General features: G+C 71.4%; 14 protein-coding genes. 1 reads left to right on the forward strand and 13 read right to left on the reverse strand.

From position 1 onward, the window contains the following. Positions 1-6: 6 nt before the first annotated feature. Both OWM54_RS07715 and OWM54_RS07720 read right to left on the reverse strand, forming a co-directional pair. On the reverse strand, positions 7-1,047 hold the full coding sequence (locus OWM54_RS07715; protein WP_267697070.1) for a fatty acid desaturase: 1,041 nt from the start codon (positions 1,045-1,047) through the stop codon (positions 7-9). 135 nt (positions 1,048-1,182) lie between these two features. Beyond that, complete coding sequence (locus OWM54_RS07720; RefSeq protein ID WP_267697071.1) at positions 1,183-1,863, reverse strand: TetR/AcrR family transcriptional regulator; 681 nt, start codon at positions 1,861-1,863, stop codon at positions 1,183-1,185. 342 nt (positions 1,864-2,205) lie between these two features. On the opposite strand from OWM54_RS07720, the gene OWM54_RS07725 reads away from it, so the two are divergent. Beyond that, positions 2,206-5,028 (forward strand): FG-GAP-like repeat-containing protein, encoded by a 2,823-nt coding sequence (locus OWM54_RS07725; RefSeq protein WP_267697072.1) that lies wholly within the window; start codon positions 2,206-2,208, stop codon positions 5,026-5,028. 54 nt (positions 5,029-5,082) lie between these two features. Here OWM54_RS07725 and OWM54_RS07730 read toward each other — a convergent pair whose 3' ends face one another. From OWM54_RS07730 to OWM54_RS07780, 11 genes are all read right to left on the reverse strand, one after another. Continuing rightward, positions 5,083-8,547, reverse strand: a complete 3,465-nt coding sequence (locus OWM54_RS07730) for a hypothetical protein (RefSeq protein ID WP_267697073.1) — start codon at positions 8,545-8,547, stop codon at positions 5,083-5,085. Then, positions 8,541-9,080, reverse strand: a complete 540-nt coding sequence (locus tag OWM54_RS07735) for a DUF1318 domain-containing protein (RefSeq protein ID WP_267697074.1) — start codon at positions 9,078-9,080, stop codon at positions 8,541-8,543. Before OWM54_RS07735 ends, OWM54_RS07730 begins: the two co-directional genes overlap by 7 nt. Continuing rightward, positions 9,077-12,763: a hypothetical protein gene (locus OWM54_RS07740; RefSeq protein WP_267697075.1), complete on the reverse strand. Its 3,687-nt coding sequence runs from the start codon at positions 12,761-12,763 to the stop codon at positions 9,077-9,079. The genes OWM54_RS07735 and OWM54_RS07740 overlap by 4 nt, the downstream gene beginning before the upstream one ends. 147 nt (positions 12,764-12,910) lie before the next feature. Next, the gene (locus OWM54_RS07745; RefSeq protein WP_267697076.1) at positions 12,911-15,307 is read right to left on the reverse strand and encodes a YfhO family protein; all 2,397 of its coding nucleotides are present in this window, start codon (positions 15,305-15,307) and stop codon (positions 12,911-12,913) included. Positions 15,308-15,388: 81 nt separating this feature from the next. Next, on the reverse strand, positions 15,389-15,856 hold the full coding sequence (locus OWM54_RS07750; protein ID WP_223748927.1) for a hypothetical protein: 468 nt from the start codon (positions 15,854-15,856) through the stop codon (positions 15,389-15,391). Between the two features lie 196 nt (positions 15,857-16,052). After that, the gene (locus OWM54_RS07755; protein WP_223785287.1) at positions 16,053-16,529 is read right to left on the reverse strand and encodes an SRPBCC family protein; all 477 of its coding nucleotides are present in this window, start codon (positions 16,527-16,529) and stop codon (positions 16,053-16,055) included. Between the two features lie 71 nt (positions 16,530-16,600). Then, entirely contained in the window at positions 16,601-16,945 is a 345-nt protein-coding gene (locus OWM54_RS07760; RefSeq protein ID WP_267697077.1) for an antibiotic biosynthesis monooxygenase family protein, read from the reverse strand. Next, a complete protein-coding gene (locus OWM54_RS07765) occupies positions 16,942-18,150 on the reverse strand; it encodes a cytochrome P450 (protein ID WP_267697078.1) in 1,209 nt (402 codons plus the stop codon). The genes OWM54_RS07760 and OWM54_RS07765 overlap by 4 nt, the downstream gene beginning before the upstream one ends. Before the next feature lie 462 nt (positions 18,151-18,612). Next, positions 18,613-18,975, reverse strand: coding sequence for a response regulator (locus OWM54_RS07770; RefSeq protein WP_141332369.1), 363 nt, complete (start codon positions 18,973-18,975; stop codon positions 18,613-18,615). Next, positions 18,972-20,552: an ATPase domain-containing protein gene (locus tag OWM54_RS07775; RefSeq protein WP_267697079.1), complete on the reverse strand. Its 1,581-nt coding sequence runs from the start codon at positions 20,550-20,552 to the stop codon at positions 18,972-18,974. Before OWM54_RS07775 ends, OWM54_RS07770 begins: the two co-directional genes overlap by 4 nt. A 22-nt stretch (positions 20,553-20,574) precedes the next feature. Continuing rightward, on the reverse strand, positions 20,575-21,717 hold the full coding sequence (locus tag OWM54_RS07780; protein ID WP_223748922.1) for a hybrid sensor histidine kinase/response regulator: 1,143 nt from the start codon (positions 21,715-21,717) through the stop codon (positions 20,575-20,577). Between the last annotated feature and the right edge of the window lie 238 nt (positions 21,718-21,955).

Here is a 21,955-nt window from a genome sequence, read left to right on the forward strand (position 1 = left end):
GACTCCTCAGTCCCGAGCGGGCTCGCGGGGCGCGGTGGCCAGCCGCCAGAGCAACACGGGCAGGCCGATGACGGGGCGCAGGAAGAAGTGGCGGCGCTGCTCCGGGGTCAACACGCGACGCAGGAAGAAGTGCAGCCGGAGCTGCTGATACCAGGGCAGCGCGGGCGCCAGGTGGTGTGACAGGTGACAGGGCTGGCCCCACGGCCCGCCTCCGAGCAGCAGCCCCCAGAGCCCCAGCCCCAGCTCCCGCGTCCCGTTCGCCCGGTCCAGGGGCATGAACAGGTGCTCGGTGCTCTCGCGGACCCGGTCCAGCACGAAGCTCAGCCAGCTGCCGACCAGGAACAGCGCCACGCCGGTGAAGAGCCAGCCATGCAGCCATGTCGCCAGCGCCGCGCAGAGCCCCAGGTACCCGTTGGTCAGCAGCACGGAGAGTCGTCGGCTCCGCGTGTGCTCCTGGGGCCGCCAGGGAAAATAGTCCGAGTGGCTGAGCATCGGCGCCAGCGGCAGCAGGCTGACCAGCAGCCGCCGCAGCCGGACGTGGTGCGTGAAGGAGCCGTCGTCCGCCGTCCCCAGGCTCCGATGGTGGCTCGCGTGCGCCTCCGCGTAGTGCACCGGGTCCGCGAGGAAGAGTCGACAGGCGTTGTTCGCGAGCACCCTCAACCCGCGCCCCACCCGTCCCCTGCCCACGATGAGGAGGTCATGCGCGGCGCCCTCGTGGACGCTGAGCGTGACGATGCCGCAGACCAGGAAGCCATGCACCACGCCGGCGACCACCCCCGCGAGCACGATGCCCCCCGCGGTCGACAGGGCCCCCGGCAACACGAAGGGCAGCGCCGTCAACGACAGCAGGTCCGCCGCGAACAGGGCCAGCAGGAGGAGCACGTTGACGGTGTCATGCAGCACGGGGTGCGCGCGGAACCACACCAGCGAGTCACGCGCCCTGCCGCGAATGGCTTCGAGCTGCGCATCGGTGAGGGCGGGGAAGTCCCCGGACGCAAGTCTCGCGTGAGCGGCCGCGAGCCGCAGGTCTTCTGGATGGAGATTCATGGAGTCGGGAGCGGCTGGGAGCAGGCGCTGGAGGTGCCATCAAGATGTCTTTGATTGCGCCGCCGCTCAACTCGCTTGGGTGCTCACATTCGTGCGCCCGAGGGAGAAACGGCCTCGGGGGCGTGCTTTTCAGGCCTACTGCTCATATTTGCGGCGAGGCGCCGCGGCCTTCCTCGGCGGATGGCCGAGCGGCGCGGGCGACAGGCTCAGATAGCCGAGCACGAGCACGCACAGCTCATTGGGGAACGCGTCGTTCGTGAGGTAGTCGGGCCGGTCCACGCCAGCGGCATGGCAGAGCGCCTCCAGCGTGTGGACGATGATGAAGACCGCCATGTCCAGCTCTCGCGGGCGGATTTCCTCCAGCCTCGCCGCCAGGAACGCGCGCACCAGCCGGAACAGCTGCTGCTCGAAGGTGTCCACGTGGCCCAGCGGGCGCAGCACCGGCAGGAGCGCATACCGCAGCGAGTCCAGCTGGGGATGCAGCCGCTTGAGCGTGAGGATGTGGTGGATGATGGAGGGCACCGCGACGCCCAGCGGGGCCGGCGCGAGCTCCTTGAGTCCCGCGTCGAACTCCGTCAGCCAGCGCGAGCCGTGCTGCTCCAGCACCGCGAGCACCAGCCCCTCCTTGTTCGGATAGTACTGGTAGAGCGAGCCGATGCTGACGCCGGCCGCCTCGGCGATGCGGTTGGTGCTCGTCGCCTCGTAGCCGTCACGGACGAGCAGCCGGGCCGCGGCGGTGAGGATGGCATCGCACGTCGCCTGGGCGCGCTGCTGACGAGGCTGCTTCCGACGCGAAGGGGAGGAACTGCGCGGCATCACGACTCCTCGAGCTGGAGCCGAACCATTCCAAGGAGTGCCCCCCCAGGTCCACCACCCGGAAGCGCGGGTGGGCGCTCGTCCCCGCCGTCATCAGCATGGTGCTGCACGAGCGCGCCGATGAGCTGTTCAGCGACCCGGACACACTGCTCAATGACCAATTCAGACCCACGGCGGAGGAGTAGCATCACCCTCCCCCAGGTCTGAGTTCACCAATGACTCACTTGCGGCACGCCAAGCCTGACCTCTATACGCAAGATTAGCGGACTTTTCCGCAAAATCCAGACACGAGGCTTTGGCGTGCGCATGCGAAGAATCCCCGGACCCCCGTCCGCAGCGGGCATGAAGTGGTGGACCAGGCTGTCCCTCGCCGGAGTGATGGCGCTCACCGGCTGCACACAGACGGCGCCGCAGTCCGAGAGCGCCTCCCTGGCAGAGGCCGCCTCCGCGGCGAATGGCGAGTGCCAGGTCCAGCCGCCCTTCGACCCCAACTTCGAGCCGGAGCTGGAGTGGGCGTGGAGTTCCAGCACCGTCCTGCCGACGCACGTGCAGGTGATGATGTCGCCCATCGTCGTGGAGGTGAACGGCGATGGAATCCCCGACGTCGTCTTCAGCAGCTTCGTGGGCAGCAACTACAACACCAACGGCGTGCTGCGCGCGCTCAACGGGGCCACGGGCGCCGAGCTGTGGACGGTGACGGACCCGACCCTGCGGGTGCGCGGCGCGGGCAGCATCGCGGGCGGCGACATCGACGGTGACGGGCTGGTGGAGATCTGCGCCGTCCCGGAGAGCGGCACGGGCCTGCTGTGCTTCGAGAACACGGGCGCGCTGAAGTTCCGGACGAACGTCTCCCAGAACAGCTGGGGTGGTCCGTCGTTCGCGGACCTGGACGGCGACGGCACGGTGGAGATCCTCAACGGCCACTCCGTGCTCAGCAACACCGGCGCGCTGAAGTGGGCGGGCACGGACACGCTGGGCGGTCCCCAGGGCCCCATCTCCTTCGCGGCGGACATCGACGGGGACGGCCTGCAGGAGGTCGTCAACGGCCGCTCTATCTACCGCCATGACGGCACGCTCAAGTGCCGCAACACCTCCATCGGCAACGGGCTGGCCGGCGTCGCCAACTTCGACGCGGACCCGCATGGCGAGGTCGTCGTGGTCAGCGGCGGCATCGTGTCGCTCATGGACGACAACTGCGCCCTGCTGTGGAGCACGGCGATTCCCGGCGGCGGCAGCGGCGGCGCGCCCAACATCGCGGACTTCGACGCGGACGGCAGCCCGGAGATTGGCGTGGCGGGCGCCAGCCGCTATGCCGTCTTCGAGACCAACGGCACCGTCAAGTGGTCCAGCCCCACCCAGGACAACAGCTCCAACGTGACGGGCTCGTCCACCTTCGACTTCGAGGGTGACGGCCGCGCCGAGGTCGTCTACGGCGACGAGCGCCGCCTGCGCATCTACGACGGTGAGACGGGCACCATCCGCTTCGACGTGGAGCACGCCTCCGGCACCACGTACGAGAACCCGCTCATCGTCGACGTGGACGCGGACGACAACGCCGAAATCGTCGTCGCGTCGAACAACTATGCCTTCTCCGGCCCCACCGGCATCCGCGTGTTCCGCGACGGCAAGGACGGCTGGGTGAACACGCGCCGCATCTGGAACCAGCACGCGTACTCCGTCACCAACGTCAACGACGACGGCACCATCCCCGCGCACCCCGTGGAGAACTGGCGCGTGCCCGGCCTCAACACGTTCCGCGCCAACAGCCAGGGCACCGGCACCACCAGCCCCTACGCCGCGGCGGACCTCGTCGCCGGCGAGGTGACGTCCTCGTGCGACCGGACCACCGGCACCCTGAGCCTGCACGCGCGCGTCACCAACCAGGGAGACGCGGCCGCCTCCGCGGGCATGCGCGTCGCCTTCTACGACGGCAACCCCACCTCCGGCGGCGCCCTGCTGGGCGTGGCCACCCTCCCCACCGTGCTCGCCGCGGGCAGCAGCGCGGTGGTGAGCGTGGCGCTCGCCTCGGCTCCCGGTGGCACCACCACGGTCTGGGTCCGCGCGGATGACGACGGCACCGGCGTGGGCCGCGAGACGGAGTGCATCGAGACCAACAACGCGGGCAGCGGGCCGGTGAGCCTCGCGTGCTCCACCAACGTGCCCCCCGTGGCGCTGTGCCGCGACGTGTCCGTCGACGCCAGCCCCACCACCTGCCAGGCCCCGGCCAGCGTGGACAACGGCAGCCATGACCCGGACCAGCAGCCCGGTCCCTTCTCCGTGTCCCAGTCGCCCACGGGGCCGTTCGGCCCGGGCTCGCACGCCGTCACGCTGACGGTCTCCGACGGCCAGTCCACCGACACGTGCACCGCCACCGTCACCGTGGTGGACGTCACGCCGCCGGTCATCACCTGCCCGGGCGAGCGTGTCTACCTGGCGACGAGCCCCGCCGGGGCCCACGTCACGCCCGCCCCGGCCACCGCCGCCGACGCGTGCGGCGCCCAGGTCAGCGGCCCCGCCGCGGGCATCTATCCGCGCGGCACGACGCCCGTGACGTACACGGCCACGGACGCGGCCGGCAACAGCGCCTCCTGCACCACCGCCATCCACGTGGTGGACTCCGAGGCCACCCCGCCCGACCTCGTCATGTGCGACGTGCCGCGCTACACCTCGGCCGCGCAGGTGAAGGCGTGCGGCTGGGCCACCACGAGCGCGGGCGGCGCGCCCATCAGCGTGGTGCTGCTCTCCATCAACGGGGGCGCCCCCATCCGCCTCACCCCCGACGCGGGCGGCGGCCACGTCGTCGAGTGGCTCAGCCTGGCCGAGGGCCACTACACCCTCACGCTCACCGTCATCGCCACCGACGGCGCCTTCGCCACCGAGAGCCGCGAGGTGACGGTGGACCGCACCGCCCCGCTGCTGCGCGTCGTCGCCCCTGACGTCACCCAGCCGCAGCCGCTCACCGTGGACGTCGTCACCGAGGTGACGGACCTCTCCCCGGTCCGCGTCACGGCCAACTGGGTCAGCTCCACCGACGTCGGCGCGGGCACGAACCTGGCCACCACGCCGGTGACGTTCTCCGGCCCCGGCGCGCACGTCGTCCTGCTGCGCGCCACTGACGCCGCGGGCAACACGTCCGAGCAGGTCCTCACGGTGCTCGCCCAGTAGCGCCTCCGAGGCACCTCCCGCGGGCCAGCACGCGCCGCGGGAGGTGTCCCGTCATCACTGCTGCGTCGGCCGGACCAGCGCCTCCCGTCCCCCTGGGGCGGGGTGGGCCTCGAGCGCCGTGTAGACCTCGAACCAGGCCTGGTACGCGCGCCAGGTCGGGTCCTTCTGCTCCAGCAGCGTGCGCCGTGCTCCCGCCATCCGCTGGGACACGTCGAAGGGCAGCTTCGTGCGCCCATCCGCCTGCAGCTGGGCCGCGAACCAGAGCACGTCCAGTTGCCCGGCATCGACCGGCGCATGCGTGCGGGCCACCAGCGTGTCCGCGTGCTCCAGCGCCATGCCCAACCAGCGCGCCGCGTGGGCCGGGGCCTGGCGGTCCACCGCGTTCTCGGCCAGCCGCAGCTCCGCGAGCGTCACCGAGCGGAGGTCCTCGTCGCGGTCCAGCTCGTCGAACTGCTCCAGGAACAGCGCGCGGCGCGTCTCCAGCGCCTGGGCCGCGGCCTCCAACTGTCCCAGACGCGTGTGGGCATTCGCGCGCAGCCCCGCGGCGATGAGGCGATAGGAGCGGTGGACGTGCTCGGGCGAGGAGTGCGCCCACTTCAGCGCGGAGCGCACGGCCGGGTGGGCCAGGTCCTTCTCCACGCGCGCCAGGTCCTCGAGCGTCCGCTCGGGCTTGCCCGCGCCCAGCGCGGCGGCGCAGCGGGCCAGCCGCATCACCAGGCGGTTGCGCAGCCCCTCCTCGTCGGAGGGCAGGGCCTCGACCAGCGGGAGGCCCTGGTCGTAGAGCTCCAGCGCGCGCTCGAAGTGGCCCGCGGCCAGGTGGTAGAGCGCGGCGCGGTCCACCGCGAGCGGCAGGAACCGGGCCTGCTTCTCGGTGGCCCGCACCATCGCCAGCGCCGCGTCCGCCGCCTTCGCCGCGTCCTCCTCGCGCCCCACGTGCAAGAGCGCCCGCGCGCGCGCCAGCGACACGGCCAGCCCCGCCCAGTTGTCCACGTAGGGCAGCTTGTCGCGCTGCTCCAGGTAGCCCAGCGCGATGTGGTGGTTGCCCACCTGGGTGTGCAGCAGGCCCAGCGCGCCGAGAATCATCGCCTTGTAGCGCACGTTGTTGCGCACCAGGTCCAGCGCCACCAGGTAGTGCCGGTTGGCGCGCTCGGCGGCGGCGGGGTTCTTGCCGCGCAGGAAGTCCTCGTGCTGGATGGCGCCGTACAGGGCCTGCACCGCGCGCTGGTTCTTGAGCTCCGGCCACGCCGCGCGCAGCTGGGCCACCGCGTCCTTCACCGCCTGCGCGTGCGCCTTGTCGTCCAGCTTGGGCAGCTTGCGCGCCAGCAGGTACGCCTTCACGAAGCGCCGGAGCGGCTCCACCCTCTTCTCCGACGTGGTGGTCATCTCCTTCTCCACCACGTCGTGGCTCACGCCGGCGCGCAGGCGCAGGTTCATGGACTCGACGGCGCTCTCCAGCGAGCCCGTGCGCTTCGTCACCAGGTCGAAGTCCGCGCGGGCCTCGTCCTGGCGCTGCCGCGCCAGCCGGCGATACGCGCGGCCCATCAGCGCGCGACGGAACAGCCGCTCCGCCCGACGCCGGTCCTCGGTGCCCACGAGCGCATCGTCCACGTAGACGGTGGCCAGGGCCTCCAGCACGCCGTCCGCGCCGAGGCTCGCCGCGCGCTCCACGGCCTCCTGGACCAGGACCCGGCGACGCAGCGGGTCCGTCTGCCGGCGGTAGAACGCGAGCAGGGCCTCGCGGACGGCGCGCGGCGTGCGCTCCTGCCTCAAGGCGATGATGTGCTGCCCCAGCTCCAGGGCGAAGGCGTGCGCGGAGCCCTCGGGCGCCCGGGCGAGCGCCTCGGCGAGGAGGGTCTCCGCCTCCGCGTAGGGCCGGCCCCGGTACAGGGCGCGGACCGCGGCGATCGCGAAGTCGAGCTGGTCGTCCGCCTTGAAGATCTTGTGCACGGAGAGCCGCCGGCCGACGTCCACCAGCGCCATCCGGTCATCGAGCTTGCGGTACAGCGCGTCCGCCCGCTCGTAGTACGCCTCCAGCACCGCGCGCGGCGTGGTGTCCGTCACCTGCGCCGACTCCAGCTCCTGGCGCGCCAGCGTGAAGTCCCCCGCCGCGTCCGCCAGCTCGCTGCGCACCACGAGCTGGAAGACGGCCGTGGCGGGGCTGGGCGCGTTGGCGGGCTCCAGCGCGGCCATGCGCTGCTGCTCCGCCACGCTCAGCTCCTCCACCATGCGGCCCCGCTCGCGCTCCTTCATCGCGCGCCGGTGGTCGATGAGGACACGCAGCGGCCCCTCCAGCCCCAGCGTGGCCGGGTCGCTCACCGCGCCCATGTGCTCGGCGTAGAACTCCGCCGCGCCGAAGTCCTCGAACGCCAGGTGCAGCATGGACAGCCGCATCATCAACAAGCGGCGGGGCCGGGGGCGCTCCTCGAGCAGCAGCCGGTGGCGGTAGAGCAGCAGCTGGTCCGCGCGCCGCCCCACCATCTTCAGCTCCTCGTTGAGCCGGGGGACATCCCAGGCAGAGGGCACCTGTCCATCCAGGGGCAGCTGGTACACGTCCAGCGACTGCGAGCGAGAGCACGTCGCCAGCAGCGACTCCGCCGCCGGCGCCGGGTACTGGCAGTTCCACGACGCGCCGGTGAGCTGGTCCGGGCTGGAGGCGGCGGCCAGCGCGGGCGCGTCGTCGCGCTCCGGGGAGAACGGCGCGCGGAACAGCACGCCGCTGTCGCTCGCGTCGATGGTGCCGTCCGCGTTGGAGTCGGTGAAGAACTGCACCACGTACAAGAAGCGCCCGTCGCGTGAGAACACGGGCTGGCCGCTCTGCCCCGGCAGGTCCAGCGCCAGCTTCACGGGCCTCGCGCCGGGGACATCCAGTCGGAGCGCCTCCAGGTGCGGCGCGGCGCGCGCGGCGAAGCCCGGGCCCACCTGCTTCACGGAGCGCTCGACGGGCACGTACACCAGCCAGCGCCCGTCCGGGGAGAGCGTGGGGCTGGTGAGGTTGCGCTCCAGGAGCGGGCTCGCGCTCCACGCGGCGCCGGGCCGGACGCGCGACAGCTTGAGGTCGCCCTGGATGGTGGCCCGGCTCACCAGCGCGATGCTCGCGGAGTCGATCCACTCCGCCTGCAGCGCGTTGGCCTCCTCGGTGAGGCAGCGGCGCTCCTCACCCGAGGGCAGGTCCCGGATGCAGAGCTGACCGCCGGCCTGGTCCCGGAAGGAGATGTAGAGCAGGCGCTTGCCGTCGGGGCTGATGCGCGGCCACGTCACGTCCGCGCCCTCGTCGAAGAGGCGGCGCTCGCGGCCCTTCTCCAGGTCCTGCACGTAGATTTCGGTCGCGATGTTGCGGTTGGACGCGAAGATGAGCGTGTTCCCGTCCGGCGACAGCTGCCCCAGGAACTGGTCCCCCACGCCCACGGTGAGCCGCGAGGGCGTGCGCAGCCCTCCGTCGTTCTCGTCGTCCTGGGCCCAGGCGCCTCGCGCGAGCAGCGCGGCCAGGAGCAGGACCTTGGTGTCCCGGGACGTCAGCACTTCTTCTCTCCCCAGGTGCCGTCCGCGGCCTCCACCTGACCGCCGCAGACCACGCCCTCCGCGTGCACCTTGTGCCAGCTCTGGCGCAGCACCTCCTCCGAGGCGTCGGGGCGCTGGGTGCGCATCCACTTCCACAGCTGCAGCCGCGAGCGGTTCACCCGCTCCACCAGCGCCACGTCATCGGCCGTCAGGCGCCCGGCCCGGCAGCGACGGCGGCTCTCCACCAGCAGCCCGTCCTTCCCCTCGCCCACGCAGTGGCGTCGGAGCAGCTCGTCCACGCGGTCCGCCTGCGTCTTGCCCAGGTTCTCCACCAGGGGCGCGGGCTGGACGCCCAGCTCCTCCAGCTGGTTGGGCGTGAGCGGCACCGGCGTCGGGTTCATGCCCGCGCGCGCCAGCCGCTGCTCCACGTCCTTGAACGAGCCCGAGGCCTGCTCCTCGAGCGCCGTGGCGCGATCGACCATGACGATCTCCGGCGCGCTGATGCACCCGGGAGCGACGAGGGCGGCCCACAGCAACAACGCGCGGGTCTTCATGGCGAGGCCTCCGTCAGCGTCATCGACTTGATGAGCTGGTCGACGATGGGGCCCATGGGGATGCCCCGGATTTCGTTGATGCTGATGAGCTTCGCCAGCCCGCCCATGGTGATGCGCAGGCTGCCGAAGCCGTGGTTGAAGCTCACCCGCACGTGGTCCGGATACCCCAGCGTCAGCGCATAGCGGACCCGGTTGGTCGCCGGGTCGATGTGGCGAGGGTCCTCCAGGTCGAGCAGGTCCAACAGGTGCCGGTTGCCGATGCGGAGAATCTCCGCGCGACCGTTGATGCTGCGGTCCTTCGCGGAGATGACCACGGCGGCGTTGCCGTCGAAGGGCTCGCCCCGGGACGACTGCACGCCGGTGGCGCGCACGCGGGCCTCCAGCCTGGAGTCCTTGCCCTGCCAGTCGAGCAGCCACTGGCCGGTGATGCGCCCGCCGCGAACGCCCATCTCCAGCTGCGTCATCGAGACCACGTGCTGGTCGATGGACAGGTTGCCCGCCAGGGGCGCGATGGTGGCGAACGGCGTGGTGATGCTGTTCGCGGACACGTAGCCGCTGCGCGACAGCAGCGGGTGCTGGTCGGCGAAGCGGAGCATCGGGTACGGATTGACGTCGATGTCGCTCGACAGCCGCACCTGCCCGTCGGTGTAGAGCACGTCCTCGGAGAGCGGCACGTTGCCATCGAGCGCCTCGACGGCGAAGTCCGCCTCGGGCATCCGCGCGTTCACGTTCTGCAGGAGCAGGTTCGCGCGCGTCCTGAAGAGCGTGAGGTCGGGCGAGGCCACGCGGAAGTCGACCTTGACGTGGCCGCTGCTCTCGAGGACGCCGGGCCGCGCGAGCTTGGACAGGTCCTGGGACAGCTCCCCGCGAAGCCCCAGCCTCCGCCGCTCCTCCCCCAGGTCGAGCCGTCCCTTGATGCTCAGCTCGGTGCTCGTCCCGCCGTTGATCACCTTCAGCTCCGGGACATGGATGACGCCCGTGGGCTTGCGGCGCGCGGTGAAGGCCCACGCCAGGTCCTGCACCGGATAGGGCAGCGCCGGTTTCTGTTCGACGGAGCGGACCGTCAGCTGCTGCGTCACCTCGATGTCCTCCGCCTCCAGCTTGTCGGTGAAGGTGGCGGTGGTGTCACTGGAGAGGTCCGCGAGGGACAGCCGGCTGTCGGCCATCGCGACGGTGAGCTTCTCCACCGTCATGTCGCTGTGAATCGTCCGATTGGGGCCGTCCACGTGCGAGTCGACCGCCCAGTGCAACCCGGGGAGGTTCACCGTCAAGGCATCCTGGCGCCAGCGGAAGCCCTGCACGTCCACCACCGCCTTGCCCGCGAAGCTGCCCGTCCGCAGCGGCTCCGGTGAGAACCGGGGCAGTCCGTCCGGGGTGAGCCCGGTGACGACGCCGAGCAACGTGCCATTCACGTCCAGCTTCACGCCCAGCCGCGACGCGTTCAGCTCCTTGGGCACCTGGGCCAGGGCCAGCAGCGGTGCCAGCGTGCCGAGCGGCGGGAGGTCCGCCTTCACTTCTCCCTGGAGCGCGCGCGTCTTGCGCTCGTACGCCAGCGCGATATCGACGGTGGCCTTCACGCCCTCCTGGCTGGTGACGCCCACCTTGACCGTCGGCTTGCGCCGGTCAAGGTCCACCGTGAAGGTGTGACGCTGCGGCCCACCGTCGGTCTCCCCCACGCGCAGCCCGTCCACGCGCAGCTCCACCTCGCCCTTGTGTCGCCACGCATCCCCCTGCGAGCGCGCGACGACGGTGACGTTGCCCGCCGAGACGTCATCCCAGCCCGGCTTCCGCACGCGCACCTCGGTGCGATGGTCCACGCGGGGCGCGGCGGAGAAGAGCGCCGTCGCCTTGCCCTGGGACGACACGCCCACCCCCAGCTGCTTCCAGGGGATGCGCGCGGCGACGTCGTTGGGGATGAAGGGCCGGGCCGCGACCAGGTCCGGGGTCTCGAAGGCGAGCGTGTACGCCACGTCATCCGCGCCCTTGGTGGCGTCCAGCGTCGCGTGCATCGCGCCGACGTCCAGCACCAGCCGGCCGCGGGCCCGGGTCAGGCGCGGCTCGTCCACGTTGGGGACCACCTGCGACGCATCGAGCTTCACGTGCACGGGGCCCTTGAGCACCTCCAGCCCCTCCGCCGTGACGACCTCGAGCGCGCCCACGGGGAGGTCCGCGCGCAGCGAGAAGGGCGGCCTGCCCGCGAGCGGCGCCTGGAGCTGGAAGCCCAACCGCTGGGCCTTCGCGCGCAAGCCCGGGACGTTCACGTCCACGGCCTCCACCAGACCGGACAGCGCCACGTCCCCGGCCACCTGGAGCGGCGAGGACGGCTCGGGCCTCAGCTGCTGTCCCTTCAGCTCCCCCTGCGCCTTCGGCACGCGCACCGTGGCGGGCCCGTCGACCTCCAGCTTCTGGAGCGCGAACGTCAGCAGCGCGGACACCCCCTGCCGCGCATCCGGCGTGGCCGCCAGCGACACACGTCCATCACCCAGCGCCACCGTGAGCCCGTCCTGGGCCAGCCGCAGCGACGTGAGCTCGACGTCCAGCCCGAGCTTGCCCTCGGCCCCCAGCAGCGGAATCGCGCCCAGGGTGACGTCTCGCGCGTCGAGGCGCACCTCGCCGCGCTCGAGCGTGAACGGGCGCCAGTCCCCCGGCAGCACCCGCAGCAGCTTCGCGAGGTCCACGTCCGCCAGGGCGCGCGTCACGACGGGCGCCACGCTCGAGTCATCCGGCAACACCAGCTCGGCCTGGAGTTCGGCGCTGTCCGTCAGTCCCGTGCGCTCCAGCTCCAGGAGCGTGCGGCGCGCCCCCGCGTCGAACCGCGCGGACACCGCGCCATGCAGCAACGAGCGCACCGAGAACCGAGGGTCGAAGGTCTGTCGCGCGACGTCCAGGTCCACCCGCGCGCGAGCGGCCGTGGCCCCCGCCTCCACCGCGAGCGCGAGCGCCAGCTCCGCGCGCGCCGGAGGAGCCAGGGTGCCTTCGCGACTCAGCTCCAGCGGCAACGGGGCGCCCGTCTGGCCCAGGTTCGCGAAGAGCTTCCAGGCGCCGTCCCGCTCTTTCACCTCGGCGCCCAGTCCGAGCCCGCGCACGGACCAACGGTCGACCACCACGCCATCCTGGACTCGGAGCCAGGCCAGCGACACGCCCGACACGTCCACGCGCGCGACGGGGGGCGCGGACGCGAGCAGCGAGGCGAGCTGTCGGGAGAGCCCGAGCGAGGGCTCCTCGGGGACGGGCCCGGGCGCGGGAGGTCCCGTCAGCTCCGAGAGGGACGTGGGCCCCGCGTCGTCGGCCACCAGGGCCACCGTCACCTCGCGCGCCGCCACGTGTTCGATGAGCGTGCCGCCGCTCATGAGCGAGCCGGGCGACCACTTCGCCTCCAACGTCCCCACGCGCAGCAGCTCGGGCGCGACGCGCTGGAAGGCAGCGGGCGTGCGCACCACCAGGCCCTCCAACCGCAGGCCCGACAGCAGCGACACCTGGGTGGTCTGGTAGTCCACCTGGATGCCCGTGGCCGACTCCACCTGCGAGACGACGTGCGACTTCAGCCAGGGACGGTCGAGGTTGTGCACGACGACCAGCGCCACGATGAGCACCAGCGCGACGGGCGCGACGAGACTCAGCAGGACGCCCGCGAGGAGTCGAGCCCACCGCCGGCGCGGTCGTTCAGCTCTTGGGGTTTCCATGTGGCTCGGTTGACGCGCGCGGCCATCATCGTCGGGAGGGTGGGTGAAGTCGAGGACCGGATGCGGGCAGGCGGGCGGGCGCCGGGAGGGCCGCGAACGGGCTTCGCCAGACGCGCTCGCACGGGGGCTTCACTCCATGGACAGCGTTCACCGTAAAGCGGGAGAACGCCGACGACGCCAGCCCTCGGCCAGCGCCAGCCCCACGAGCGTCACGCCCCACAGCAGCAACCCCGGCACGACTCCAGGGACCCGATAGCGCAGCACCACCTGGTGACGCCCCGAGGGCACCGCGACGGCCCGCACGGCCACGTTCGCGGGGAGCACCCGAGTGGGCACACCGTCCACGCTCGCCGTCCATCCGGCCTGGAACGCATCGTTGACGATGAGCACCGCGTCCTCGGATGACTCGACCGACACCACGAGGTGCTCGGGGGTGTCGCGCTCGATGAGGACCCGCCCTGTCAGCGGCGCCTCGCTCGAGGCGGGGAGCGGCTCCACGCCACACTCCACCGCGGCCCAGGTACCTTGACGGAAGGCCTCCGTGCCCAGGAGCCCGAGCGCGGCCTTCTCGTCCGACACACATCGAGGCCTCGCGACGAAGAGTCGCGGGAGGGCGTCGGAATGCTCGACGAGGACCAGCTCGAACACCTCGTCGCGTGCGAACACCCTTCCCGGCTTGGGCTCCAGCCCCGCGTAGGACGCGGACGTATACACACTGAACCGCACGCCATAGAGCGGCTCCAGCTGGGTGAAGCGCGCGGGCGCGTCGAGCTGCAGCCCCTTCACGCGAGCGCTCACCGCGGGCAGATACGCCCCCGCCGCGCCGATGTTCCACAGCGCGGGGGTGTCCGGCATCAACGAAGCGCGCGACATCAACGCCACGCTGTCCTGGAACTCGAAGCCCTCGAATTGGGGCAACTGGAAGCGCTGGAGGCGAGAGGAGACGCGGGGCGCGGAGTCTCCCGTCCGCGCGGCGTGCTCGCGCACGGCCTCGACGAGCGTGGGGGGACTGTCCAGCAGCTCCTCCGAGCCGAGGATGTAGAGCGGCTCGTTCAGCGTGAAGGCCGCGCCCAGCTGCAGCGCCATCAACACCCCGGCCCGAGGCCACGAGCCCGCGAGCCCGGGCAACACGAGCGCGCAACCCAGCGCGAGGCCCGCCGCGATGAAGCCGGCGTCGCTGAACGCATGCGACAACGTCTCCAATGTCTCCGCGGGCACCTGGGGCCAACGGGCGACGACGAAAGCGGAAGACCACACCGCGCCCCAGCGCTCGGCGAGGGCCACGGCGAGCAACCCCACGGACAGGCCACCCGCCACCCAGGCCGCGCGGCGCGCCCGTGGCTCGGAGGACACCAACGCCTTCCACCCGAAGCCCGCGAGCAGCGAGAGCCCCAACGTCAGGTGCGCGACGAGCTTCTCCGGATAGCGGAACGGCCGCCACAGCGGCAGCACGTCATGCAGCCACCCATAGACGGGCAACGCGGCCCCGAGCGCGAGCAGCAGCACCAGCCCCCACACCGCGGCGAACGGCGCCCAGCGCCTCCAGGGGATGAACATCAACCCCGCCACCGCGAGCACCAGCACCGGCACCCCGACGAGCGCCGAGTCCGTCCACAGCGTGGAGAAGCCACCCGTGCTCAAGAGCGGCTTCACGACCTCCTCGGGGACGGCGCGCTCCACTGCGGGGTTGGCGAGGTAGGGCCCCAGGACGAGCTCCGGCAGTCGCCACGGGTCCAGCGACCAGCGCTGTGCGTCCTCGAGCGAGCTGGCGCCAGGGGCCCCGTGCGCGAACACCGCCATGCCCGCGAACAGCTGCGGCGCGGCCAGCCCCGCGCCCATCGCCACGAGCCCCAGCGCGCGGAGCACGCGAGTCCGCAAGGCGCCCCGGCCCGTCACCGCGAGCAGCAACACGAAGGCGTTCGCGAAGGCATAGCTCCACGTGTCACCGGCCAGCAGCACGCTGGCGACACCAAAGGCGGCCACGGCGGCGCGAGCGGGGGTGGCGACGCGCAGGAAACGCTCGGCGGCCCAGAGCGCCGCGGGCAGGGAGGCCGCCGCCAGGAGGTACGCCAGGTTGTTGGTGAGCGACACCAGGTGTCCGCTGAAGGCGAAGGCGAGCCCCCCGAAGAACGCTCCGCCCCGTGGCACGTCGTACAGCCGCAGCAGCGCGTAGGTGCCCAGCAGGGCCAGCGGCGGACACGCCAGCACCGTGAGCTTCATCGCCACGCCGGTGGAGAACAGCAGCCCCAGCAACTGCGACGGATGGAAGGGCGCGGACAGCATGATGCCCGCGAACGACTGCCCCAGCCCGTCGAAGGCATACCAGCCGGGGAAGTCCCCTCCGAGGACCCGCTGCGCCCAGTAGCGCCGCAAGGGCGCGTAGACCAGGAGCATGTCCCGCGCGATGAAGACCTGCGCGCTGAAGACGGCCCGGTAGAAGAAGAGACAGGTGAGGGCCAGGGCACCGCCGACGACGGCCCACGCCGGGCGCGGAATCGGGACTCGGACTCCGGCGGCGGGCTCGGGCGAAGCAGGGGGAGGCATCCAGCGCGGGATTGTTCACCCTCCCCCCGCCCGCGTCCAGGGGCGACAACGCCTCACGGACGCGGTGCTACCCCTTCGCGCTCAGTTCTCGCGCTCGGCGTCCACGCCGATGATGCAGGTGCACGTGCGGGTGACGGCGTTGCAGCGTCCGGACAGCGTGCCACCACACTGGGCGTTGGACGTGCAGGAGCGGCCCGGCGTGCAGGTGCCGCAGTCCGGGTCCAGCGCGCACAGCTCCGAGCAGCAGTTGTCCCGCGCGCAGCCGCACGGCGCCGGCACGAAGCGACAGCCATAGGGACTGCCATTGCACCACACCTGCTCGAGCCCGTCCGGGTCGAGCCAACACTGGCGATTGTTTCCGGAGCACGAGGCCGTCACGCCATTGGCGCACTGCAGGCTCACCGTACAGTCACCGGCGCCGAGCGCCGACTCCTGCTGTCCGACGGTCTCCGACGCGGGGGCCTCGTGGAGCTGAGCATCATTCTGCGCGGGCTCACATCCGGTCAGCAGCATCGCGGCGACGACAAGGAATCCAGCCAGACTCTTCATGGGAGGCCTCTCTCGGTTGATGGATGGGATGACGCGCTCGGGGGAGCGCGGCGCGCGAAATATGTCAGACGCCACCGCAAGTGAAGACAGTTCTCACCGTCACGAATCCGCGGCGTGCCTCAATCCCAACCACACTCAGGTGCGGGCCGCCCCATTGAGTCAGGGACGACCGCGCGCCTGGTGTTGCATGGCTGGATTATTCGACGAACGTCGCGAGGTTCTCGAGCGTGGATGACATCCCGACGACGTGGTCCTCCTGCCGGATGCCCTCGGGCACGTCCACACAGCGGATGGAGACCTCGGTGCCGGCGCCGACGGGCGTCAGCGTCCAGGTCATCGTCATCGTCCCCGCGAAGGCGGGGTCCTCCGACTCGAACTCGAACCGCTGGACGACGCGCTGGTCCGGGACGAGCTCCACGAACTGCCCCTCGACGGCGTCCTCGTGCGCCGAGCTCTTGCCTGGAACGGAGTGATGCGCCTCGTCATACGTGAGCGTCAGTCGATAGGCGCCACCGGCACGTGGCTCGAAGGCCCGCAGGCGCGCCGTCATCCCCTTGGGGGGAAGCCACTTCGTGACGGCCTCCGGGTCCAGCAGCGCTTGATACAGCCTGGCCGGCGGCGCCGCGATGACCCTCGAGGCCGAGTCGACCCTCTTTCCCTGTGTGTTCGTCATCAGTGCCGCAGCTTGGAGCCCTCGCCTGGCCCGGGCAACCCGGCGCGCGCCCGGGCTCGGGGCAGGCGACGTCAGCCGTGCACCTTCCGACTGTCGCCCGGAGCCTCCTCGCGCCGCGACAGGCCGTAGTCGCGCAGGACGCTGGCGACCCGCAGCCGATAGTCCAGGAAGACCCCGTCGCGCCCCTGCGCCTGAGCCGCGCGATGGGCCTCGAGTCGACGCCAGGCCTCGACCGCCGCCTCGTCCCTCCAGAACGAGAGCGACAACAGGCGGCTGGAATCCGAGAGGCTCTGGAAGCGCTCGATGGAGATGAAGCCATCGATTTGGGAGAGCAGCGGCCGCAGCCCCGCGGCCAGGTCCAGGTAGGTCTGCCTCCCCTCTTTGCGAAGCTGGACCTCGAAGATGACGGCGATCATCCAACCTCCTCGGGCGCGAGCCGGAGCGCGGGCAGCAGGGGTACTCGGGCATTGGGCAACGGCAGGAAGGGGACGTCCTCGAAGGCGTCGCGATGCCGGGCGAGGTCCGTGGCGAGCAGGACTTCCAGGGCCCCCGCCGCCAGGGACGTCGCGAGACGCGCACCAGGACAGACATGCGCGCCCCAGCCGAAGGAGAGCCGCGCGGAAGGCTCGCGATGGATGTCGAAGCGGTGGGGCTCGCGGTGCACCCGCGCGTCGCGATTCGCGGCGGCGAGCACGACCAGGACACCCTCCCCCGCCGCGAGCGCGTGGCCTTCGAGGACGGTGTCCTCCGCGAGGTAGCGGCGCGTGTTCTGCACCGGCGGGTCGTATCGCAGCACCTCATCGAGCACCTGGGGCAGCAGCGCCGGTCGGCCGGCCACCTCGGCGAGCAGCGAGGGCTCCCGCATCAGGGCTCGCAGGGTGTTGCCAATCAAGCCGGCCGTCGCGTCATGGGTCTGCACCAGCAGCCCGATGGCGTTGGCAACCACCACGTCGACCAGGCGCTCCGGGTCCACGCTCGCGGCGGCGTCCGCCGAAGCGCCGACCTCCCTCCGCAAGAACGCCAGCGGCCCTCCTTCGCCCCCTCGCGCCGTCTGGGCCTCCAGGGCCGAGCGGACCTCCGCGCGCAGCTGCTCCGCCGCGAGCCCGCCTCGCAGGACCACGGCGTCCCCTGCGCCAGGGACGAGCCCCTTCACCAGCTCCCCCGTCCATTCCGCCACCCCGGACAACGTCCCAGGCGCCAGCCCCAACAGCGCCCCGACGGAATGGACCGGCCACCCGAACACCCACTCCTGGAGCGAGCCCTCGCGCAGCAGTCGTCGCGCGCTGGCACGCACGTCCACGCCGGGCGCGGCCCTCCACCGCTCGATGAGCGCCCCGAGCCCCCGGCGCACCACCCCGTGGAAAGGCCCGTCGTTCATCCGGGCCCATTGCCCGAACAGCGCCCCGGAGGCCAGCGCTCCGAACATCCGTGGCACCGGCTCCGCGCGGGGCCGGACAAGGCAGGCAGGGGACGTCAGCACCGCCCGAACGCTTCGGGCGCTGGAGGCCACCCAGAGTCCGAGGGCCGCGTCCCGATAGAAGGGACGCGTCGCGACGAGCTCGGCGTAGAACGGATACGGGTCGAGGTGTGTGGCGGCGGCGACAGGATGCAGCGGCATCATGGACGTGCTTCTACGCGCCGCCGCGGGGGCCATGTTTCGACGCACACCGAAACGTCGTCGGGCTGAGGCCCTCGCTCCCCTCCAACGAGGTCCGGTTCCCCACCGAAGGGAACCCACCGGGCCTCCATGTCACGGCGCGGGGACCTCGCGCCGGACCCGATGAGAAGACCTCTTCCCTTCTGCTGGGCAAAAGCCCACGGCCCTCGGGGAACAGGCTTGCCCAACAAGCGGCCCGGCGGCGCGAGGTTGCTCCCACCGTGGGGAGGGGACCTCGGTCACCCCACACCAGCACAAGAGCAGGAAGTCCTGGCACATCCGGTGAAAACAGCCCCCGCTCGCGAGGGCCTTGCTGGCCCCCATTCAAAGCAAGACGAGGCGGGCGATGAAGGCATGGAGCAAGGCGTGGCCGCCCCTCAGGTGGCGCGCCAGCCCCACCTCGGCCGGCCGCCACCGTCGTCCCGCTCACGCCGCCAGCGGCACCAGCTTGTGCACCTGCTCCAGCAGGTGGCTGAGCGAGAAGGGCTTCTTGAGGAAGCCCGCCCAGTCGTACTCGGCCGGACGCACCGACGGGTCGATGGCGCTCATGATGAGCACCGGCAGCCCCGCGAACTCCTCGCGCTGCCGGATGGCCCGCAGCGCCTCGAACCCATTCATCACCGGCATCATCACGTCGATGATGATGAGGTCCGGCCGCACCTCCTCCAGACAGTCCAGCGCCTCACGCCCATTGGCGCACGTCACCACGCGGTAGCCCTCGTCCTCGAGGATGGACTTCACCGCGTCCGCGATGTCCATCTCGTCGTCGACGACCAGCACCGTCTTCATGAGCGCCTCCGAGGCGCGGGCTTGCGCCGGACCTTCGGCTGGGGCCGCTTGCGCGGTTTCGCCTTCTCGCCCATCGGCGCCTTGCGCCGCACGTCCCGCACGCCTTCCGTCATGATGGCGTGCCCCGTCAGCACCGCCTCCGCGCTCTCGAAGGTGTCCGCCACGGTGATGCCCTTGTCCGTGATGGAGAACTCCCGGATGCCGCTGTCGTACTGGCTCTCCCGCATCTTCATGATGGAGATCAACCGGTACAGCTGCGAGCGCAGCTCCACGTAGCGCAGCAGGATGACGTTCTCCACGTACGCGGTGGCGTCCGGCTGCGGCACCTCGACGCCTGGGGTGAACAGGGCCGTCTCGTCCGAGTAGAGCGTGGTGACGTCCAGCATCCGAAGCTGATGGGACAGCGCGGAGAAGAAGCGGCTCATCCGCTCCGGATAGACGGCCGCCGAGCGGAAGCCCGCGACGCTGTCCACGAACAGCCGCAGGCGCTTCACCTTCCGTTCATGGATGCGCTCCAGCAGCCGCTCCGCGAGCGCGTCCATGTTGTGCTCCAGGGGCGGCTGCCACTGGATTTCGATGAGGCCCGCGTCCACGTGCTTGCGCAAGTCCCCCATGCCCACGCCCTCGGCCTTCTCGATGAGCCGCTGGGACGTCTCATAGAAGCCGAAGTACACCCCGGGCTGCCCCTGGCGCGCGCCCTCGAGCAGGAAGCGCAACCCCAGCAGCGTCTTGCCCGTGCCCGGCGCCCCCAACAGCATCGTGGTGGAGCCCGACAGGAGCCCCCCATGGAGCGACTCGTCCAGCCGCGGCACGCCGAAGCCCATCCGGACGCGCTCCCCCTCCACCTGCTCCACCGGGTCGGCGAACTGCACCTCCGTGCGCGGGTGGACGATGACGCCCCGGTCGGAGATCTCCAGCTCGTGCTTGCCGAGCAGCGCGTCGCTGCCCCGGAACTTCAGCGTCACCAGCTCCCGCACGGCCCGGGGCCCCGACAGCCAGAGCGACAGCGCGAAGATGCCGTCCACCGCCGTGGTCTCCGGCAGCAGCTCCGCGGGGTCATGCGGCGACAGCAGCAGCGTGGTGCAGCCCAGGATGCCGATGAAGGTCTGCAGCTCCTGCAGGAAGCGCTTGTACGTCAAATCGCCGCGCGCCAGGTCCTTCGCCACGTCCATGCCGTCCAGGATGAGCAGCGTCGCCTGGTGCTGACGCGCCGCGCGCCGCACCAGCTCCAACAGCCCCTTGAGCCCCTCGGACTCCAGCTGCCGGTAGCCGCTGATGTAGTGCAGCTTCTCCGGGATGACGCTCGCGTCGAAGAAGGACATCCCCTCCAGGTTCGCGAGCATGCGGGCATGGGACTCCGTGAGCAGCGTCACGTAGAGCGCCTTGCCGCCGTGCTTGACGTGCCAGAAGGCAATCTGGTGCGCCAGCACCGTCTTGCCCGAGCCCGGGGGGCCCAGCACCGCGTACGAGGCGCCCTTGATGAGCCCACCCTTGGTGATGAAGTCGAGCCGGGGCACCCCCGTCTCCAGCCGAGGATGAAGCGTCTTCTTCGCGCCGGCACCACCTTCAGAGGACACGACACGCCTTCCTTTCAATCCATCAGTAGGCCGCCGTCCGATGACGGGGCAGTGTCACATGGAACGTCGCCCCCTGGCCCGGCTCGCTCTCGACGGTGAGCGTGCCCCCATGGGCGACGACGATCTCCCTCGCGATGAACAGGCCCAGGCCCAGGCCGTCCGCGCGGCCCGTGCTCGACGCGCGCTCGAAGCGGTTGAAGATGCGCGACTGGTCCTGCTTCGCGATGCCGATGCCCTGGTCCGTCACGCTCAGCCACAGCGCGTCCGGGTGCTCCTCCACCGTGAGCCAGATGGGCTTGCCATCCCCATAACGGAAGGCATTCGCGAGCAGGTTGCTGATGACCTGCTCCAGCCGGAGCCGGTCTCCCATGAGCAGCGCGGGCCCCAGGGGGAGCGCCAGGGACAGCTCGGTGCCCGCCGCGCGGGCCGACATCGCCAGCCGCCCGGCCACCTCGCGCGCGGCCTCGGCCAGGTCGAACACCTCGATGTCCAGCCGCAGCTTGCGGCTGCCCACCCGCGACACGTCCAGCAGCGTGTCCAACAGCTGCTGCAGTCGCACCAGCTGCCGCAGCGCGGGCGTGGTGCTCGCCTCCACGGTGCGCCGCGCCACCGCGTCACCGGGAACCCGGGTGAGGTGGTGGACCAGCCGCTCCAGGTTGAGCCGGAGCGCCGTCAGCGGCGTGCGCAGCTCGTGCGCCGCGATGGACAGGAACTCGTCGCGCGCGTGCACCGCCGCCTGGGCGCGGGACTGCAGGCGCAGGAGCGCCTCCACGTTCGCGAGCAGCTCGTCATCCCCCAGGGGGGTGGTCCAGTAGGCATCCGCTCCCTGAGCCAGCCCGCGCAGCCGGTCCTCGCGGCTGACGGAGACGGCGGACAGGTGTGCAATCAGCAGGTCGCGCGTCTCCTCGCGCGCCCGCAGGCGCCGGCAGACCTCGTACCCGTCGACGTCCGGCAGGTGGACATCCAGCAACACCATGTCCGGACGGCCGCCCGCCAGCCGCAGCGCCTCCGTTCCGCTGGTCGCCTCCACCACGTGGTAGCCGGCCACCGTGAGGATGCGGCTGGTGAGGTAGAGGACCGCGGGCGTGTCATTGACGTTGAGGATGGTGGCGCGCGCGCGGTCCTCCTCCTTCGCTCGTCCTGGGGATTCGGCCCGGGGCTCCATTCCTGGAAGATGGTGTCCGCACCACCCGAACGAAAAGCCCCGACGCACGCCGTGAGTCCAGGAAGACTGTGCGCTGGCTGACATTGGAGCCGCGCCCCAGAAGCCTGATTGATGGGGGCGGCGAGGCGGCCACAGCCGGGCCTCCACCTTGACGATGGGCGCCGTCGCCACGTCCAGGGTGTTGTCCCCCCGCGCCTGGAGTCCCCAGGACACGCGCGCTGGAGTGGAGCGTCAGTCC

This window comes from Myxococcus sp. MISCRS1, assembly GCF_026626605.1.
In the GTDB taxonomy this organism is placed as follows: Bacteria; Myxococcota; Myxococcia; order Myxococcales; family Myxococcaceae; genus Myxococcus; species Myxococcus fulvus.

What these genes read in the sequence shown, in the direction of transcription:
- OWM54_RS07725 (WP_267697072.1), top strand. Translation starts at nt 2,206, where the DNA reads ATGAAGTGGTGGACCAGGCTGTCCCTCGCCGGAGTGATGGCGCTCACC.
- OWM54_RS07770 (WP_141332369.1), bottom strand. Translation starts at nt 18,975, where the DNA reads ATGAAGACGGTGCTGGTCGTCGACGACGAGATGGACATCGCGGACGCG.
- OWM54_RS07765 (WP_267697078.1), bottom strand. Translation starts at nt 18,150, where the DNA reads ATGATGCCGCTGCATCCTGTCGCCGCCGCCACACACCTCGACCCGTAT.
- OWM54_RS07750 (WP_223748927.1), bottom strand. Translation starts at nt 15,856, where the DNA reads ATGAAGAGTCTGGCTGGATTCCTTGTCGTCGCCGCGATGCTGCTGACC.
- OWM54_RS07720 (WP_267697071.1), bottom strand. Translation starts at nt 1,863, where the DNA reads ATGCCGCGCAGTTCCTCCCCTTCGCGTCGGAAGCAGCCTCGTCAGCAG.
- OWM54_RS07780 (WP_223748922.1), bottom strand. Translation starts at nt 21,717, where the DNA reads ATGGAGCCCCGGGCCGAATCCCCAGGACGAGCGAAGGAGGAGGACCGC.
- OWM54_RS07735 (WP_267697074.1), bottom strand. Translation starts at nt 9,080, where the DNA reads ATGAAGACCCGCGCGTTGTTGCTGTGGGCCGCCCTCGTCGCTCCCGGG.
- OWM54_RS07715 (WP_267697070.1), bottom strand. Translation starts at nt 1,047, where the DNA reads ATGAATCTCCATCCAGAAGACCTGCGGCTCGCGGCCGCTCACGCGAGA.
- OWM54_RS07760 (WP_267697077.1), bottom strand. Translation starts at nt 16,945, where the DNA reads ATGATCGCCGTCATCTTCGAGGTCCAGCTTCGCAAAGAGGGGAGGCAG.
- OWM54_RS07740 (WP_267697075.1), bottom strand. Translation starts at nt 12,763, where the DNA reads ATGGAAACCCCAAGAGCTGAACGACCGCGCCGGCGGTGGGCTCGACTC.
- OWM54_RS07745 (WP_267697076.1), bottom strand. Translation starts at nt 15,307, where the DNA reads ATGCCTCCCCCTGCTTCGCCCGAGCCCGCCGCCGGAGTCCGAGTCCCG.
- OWM54_RS07755 (WP_223785287.1), bottom strand. Translation starts at nt 16,529, where the DNA reads ATGACGAACACACAGGGAAAGAGGGTCGACTCGGCCTCGAGGGTCATC.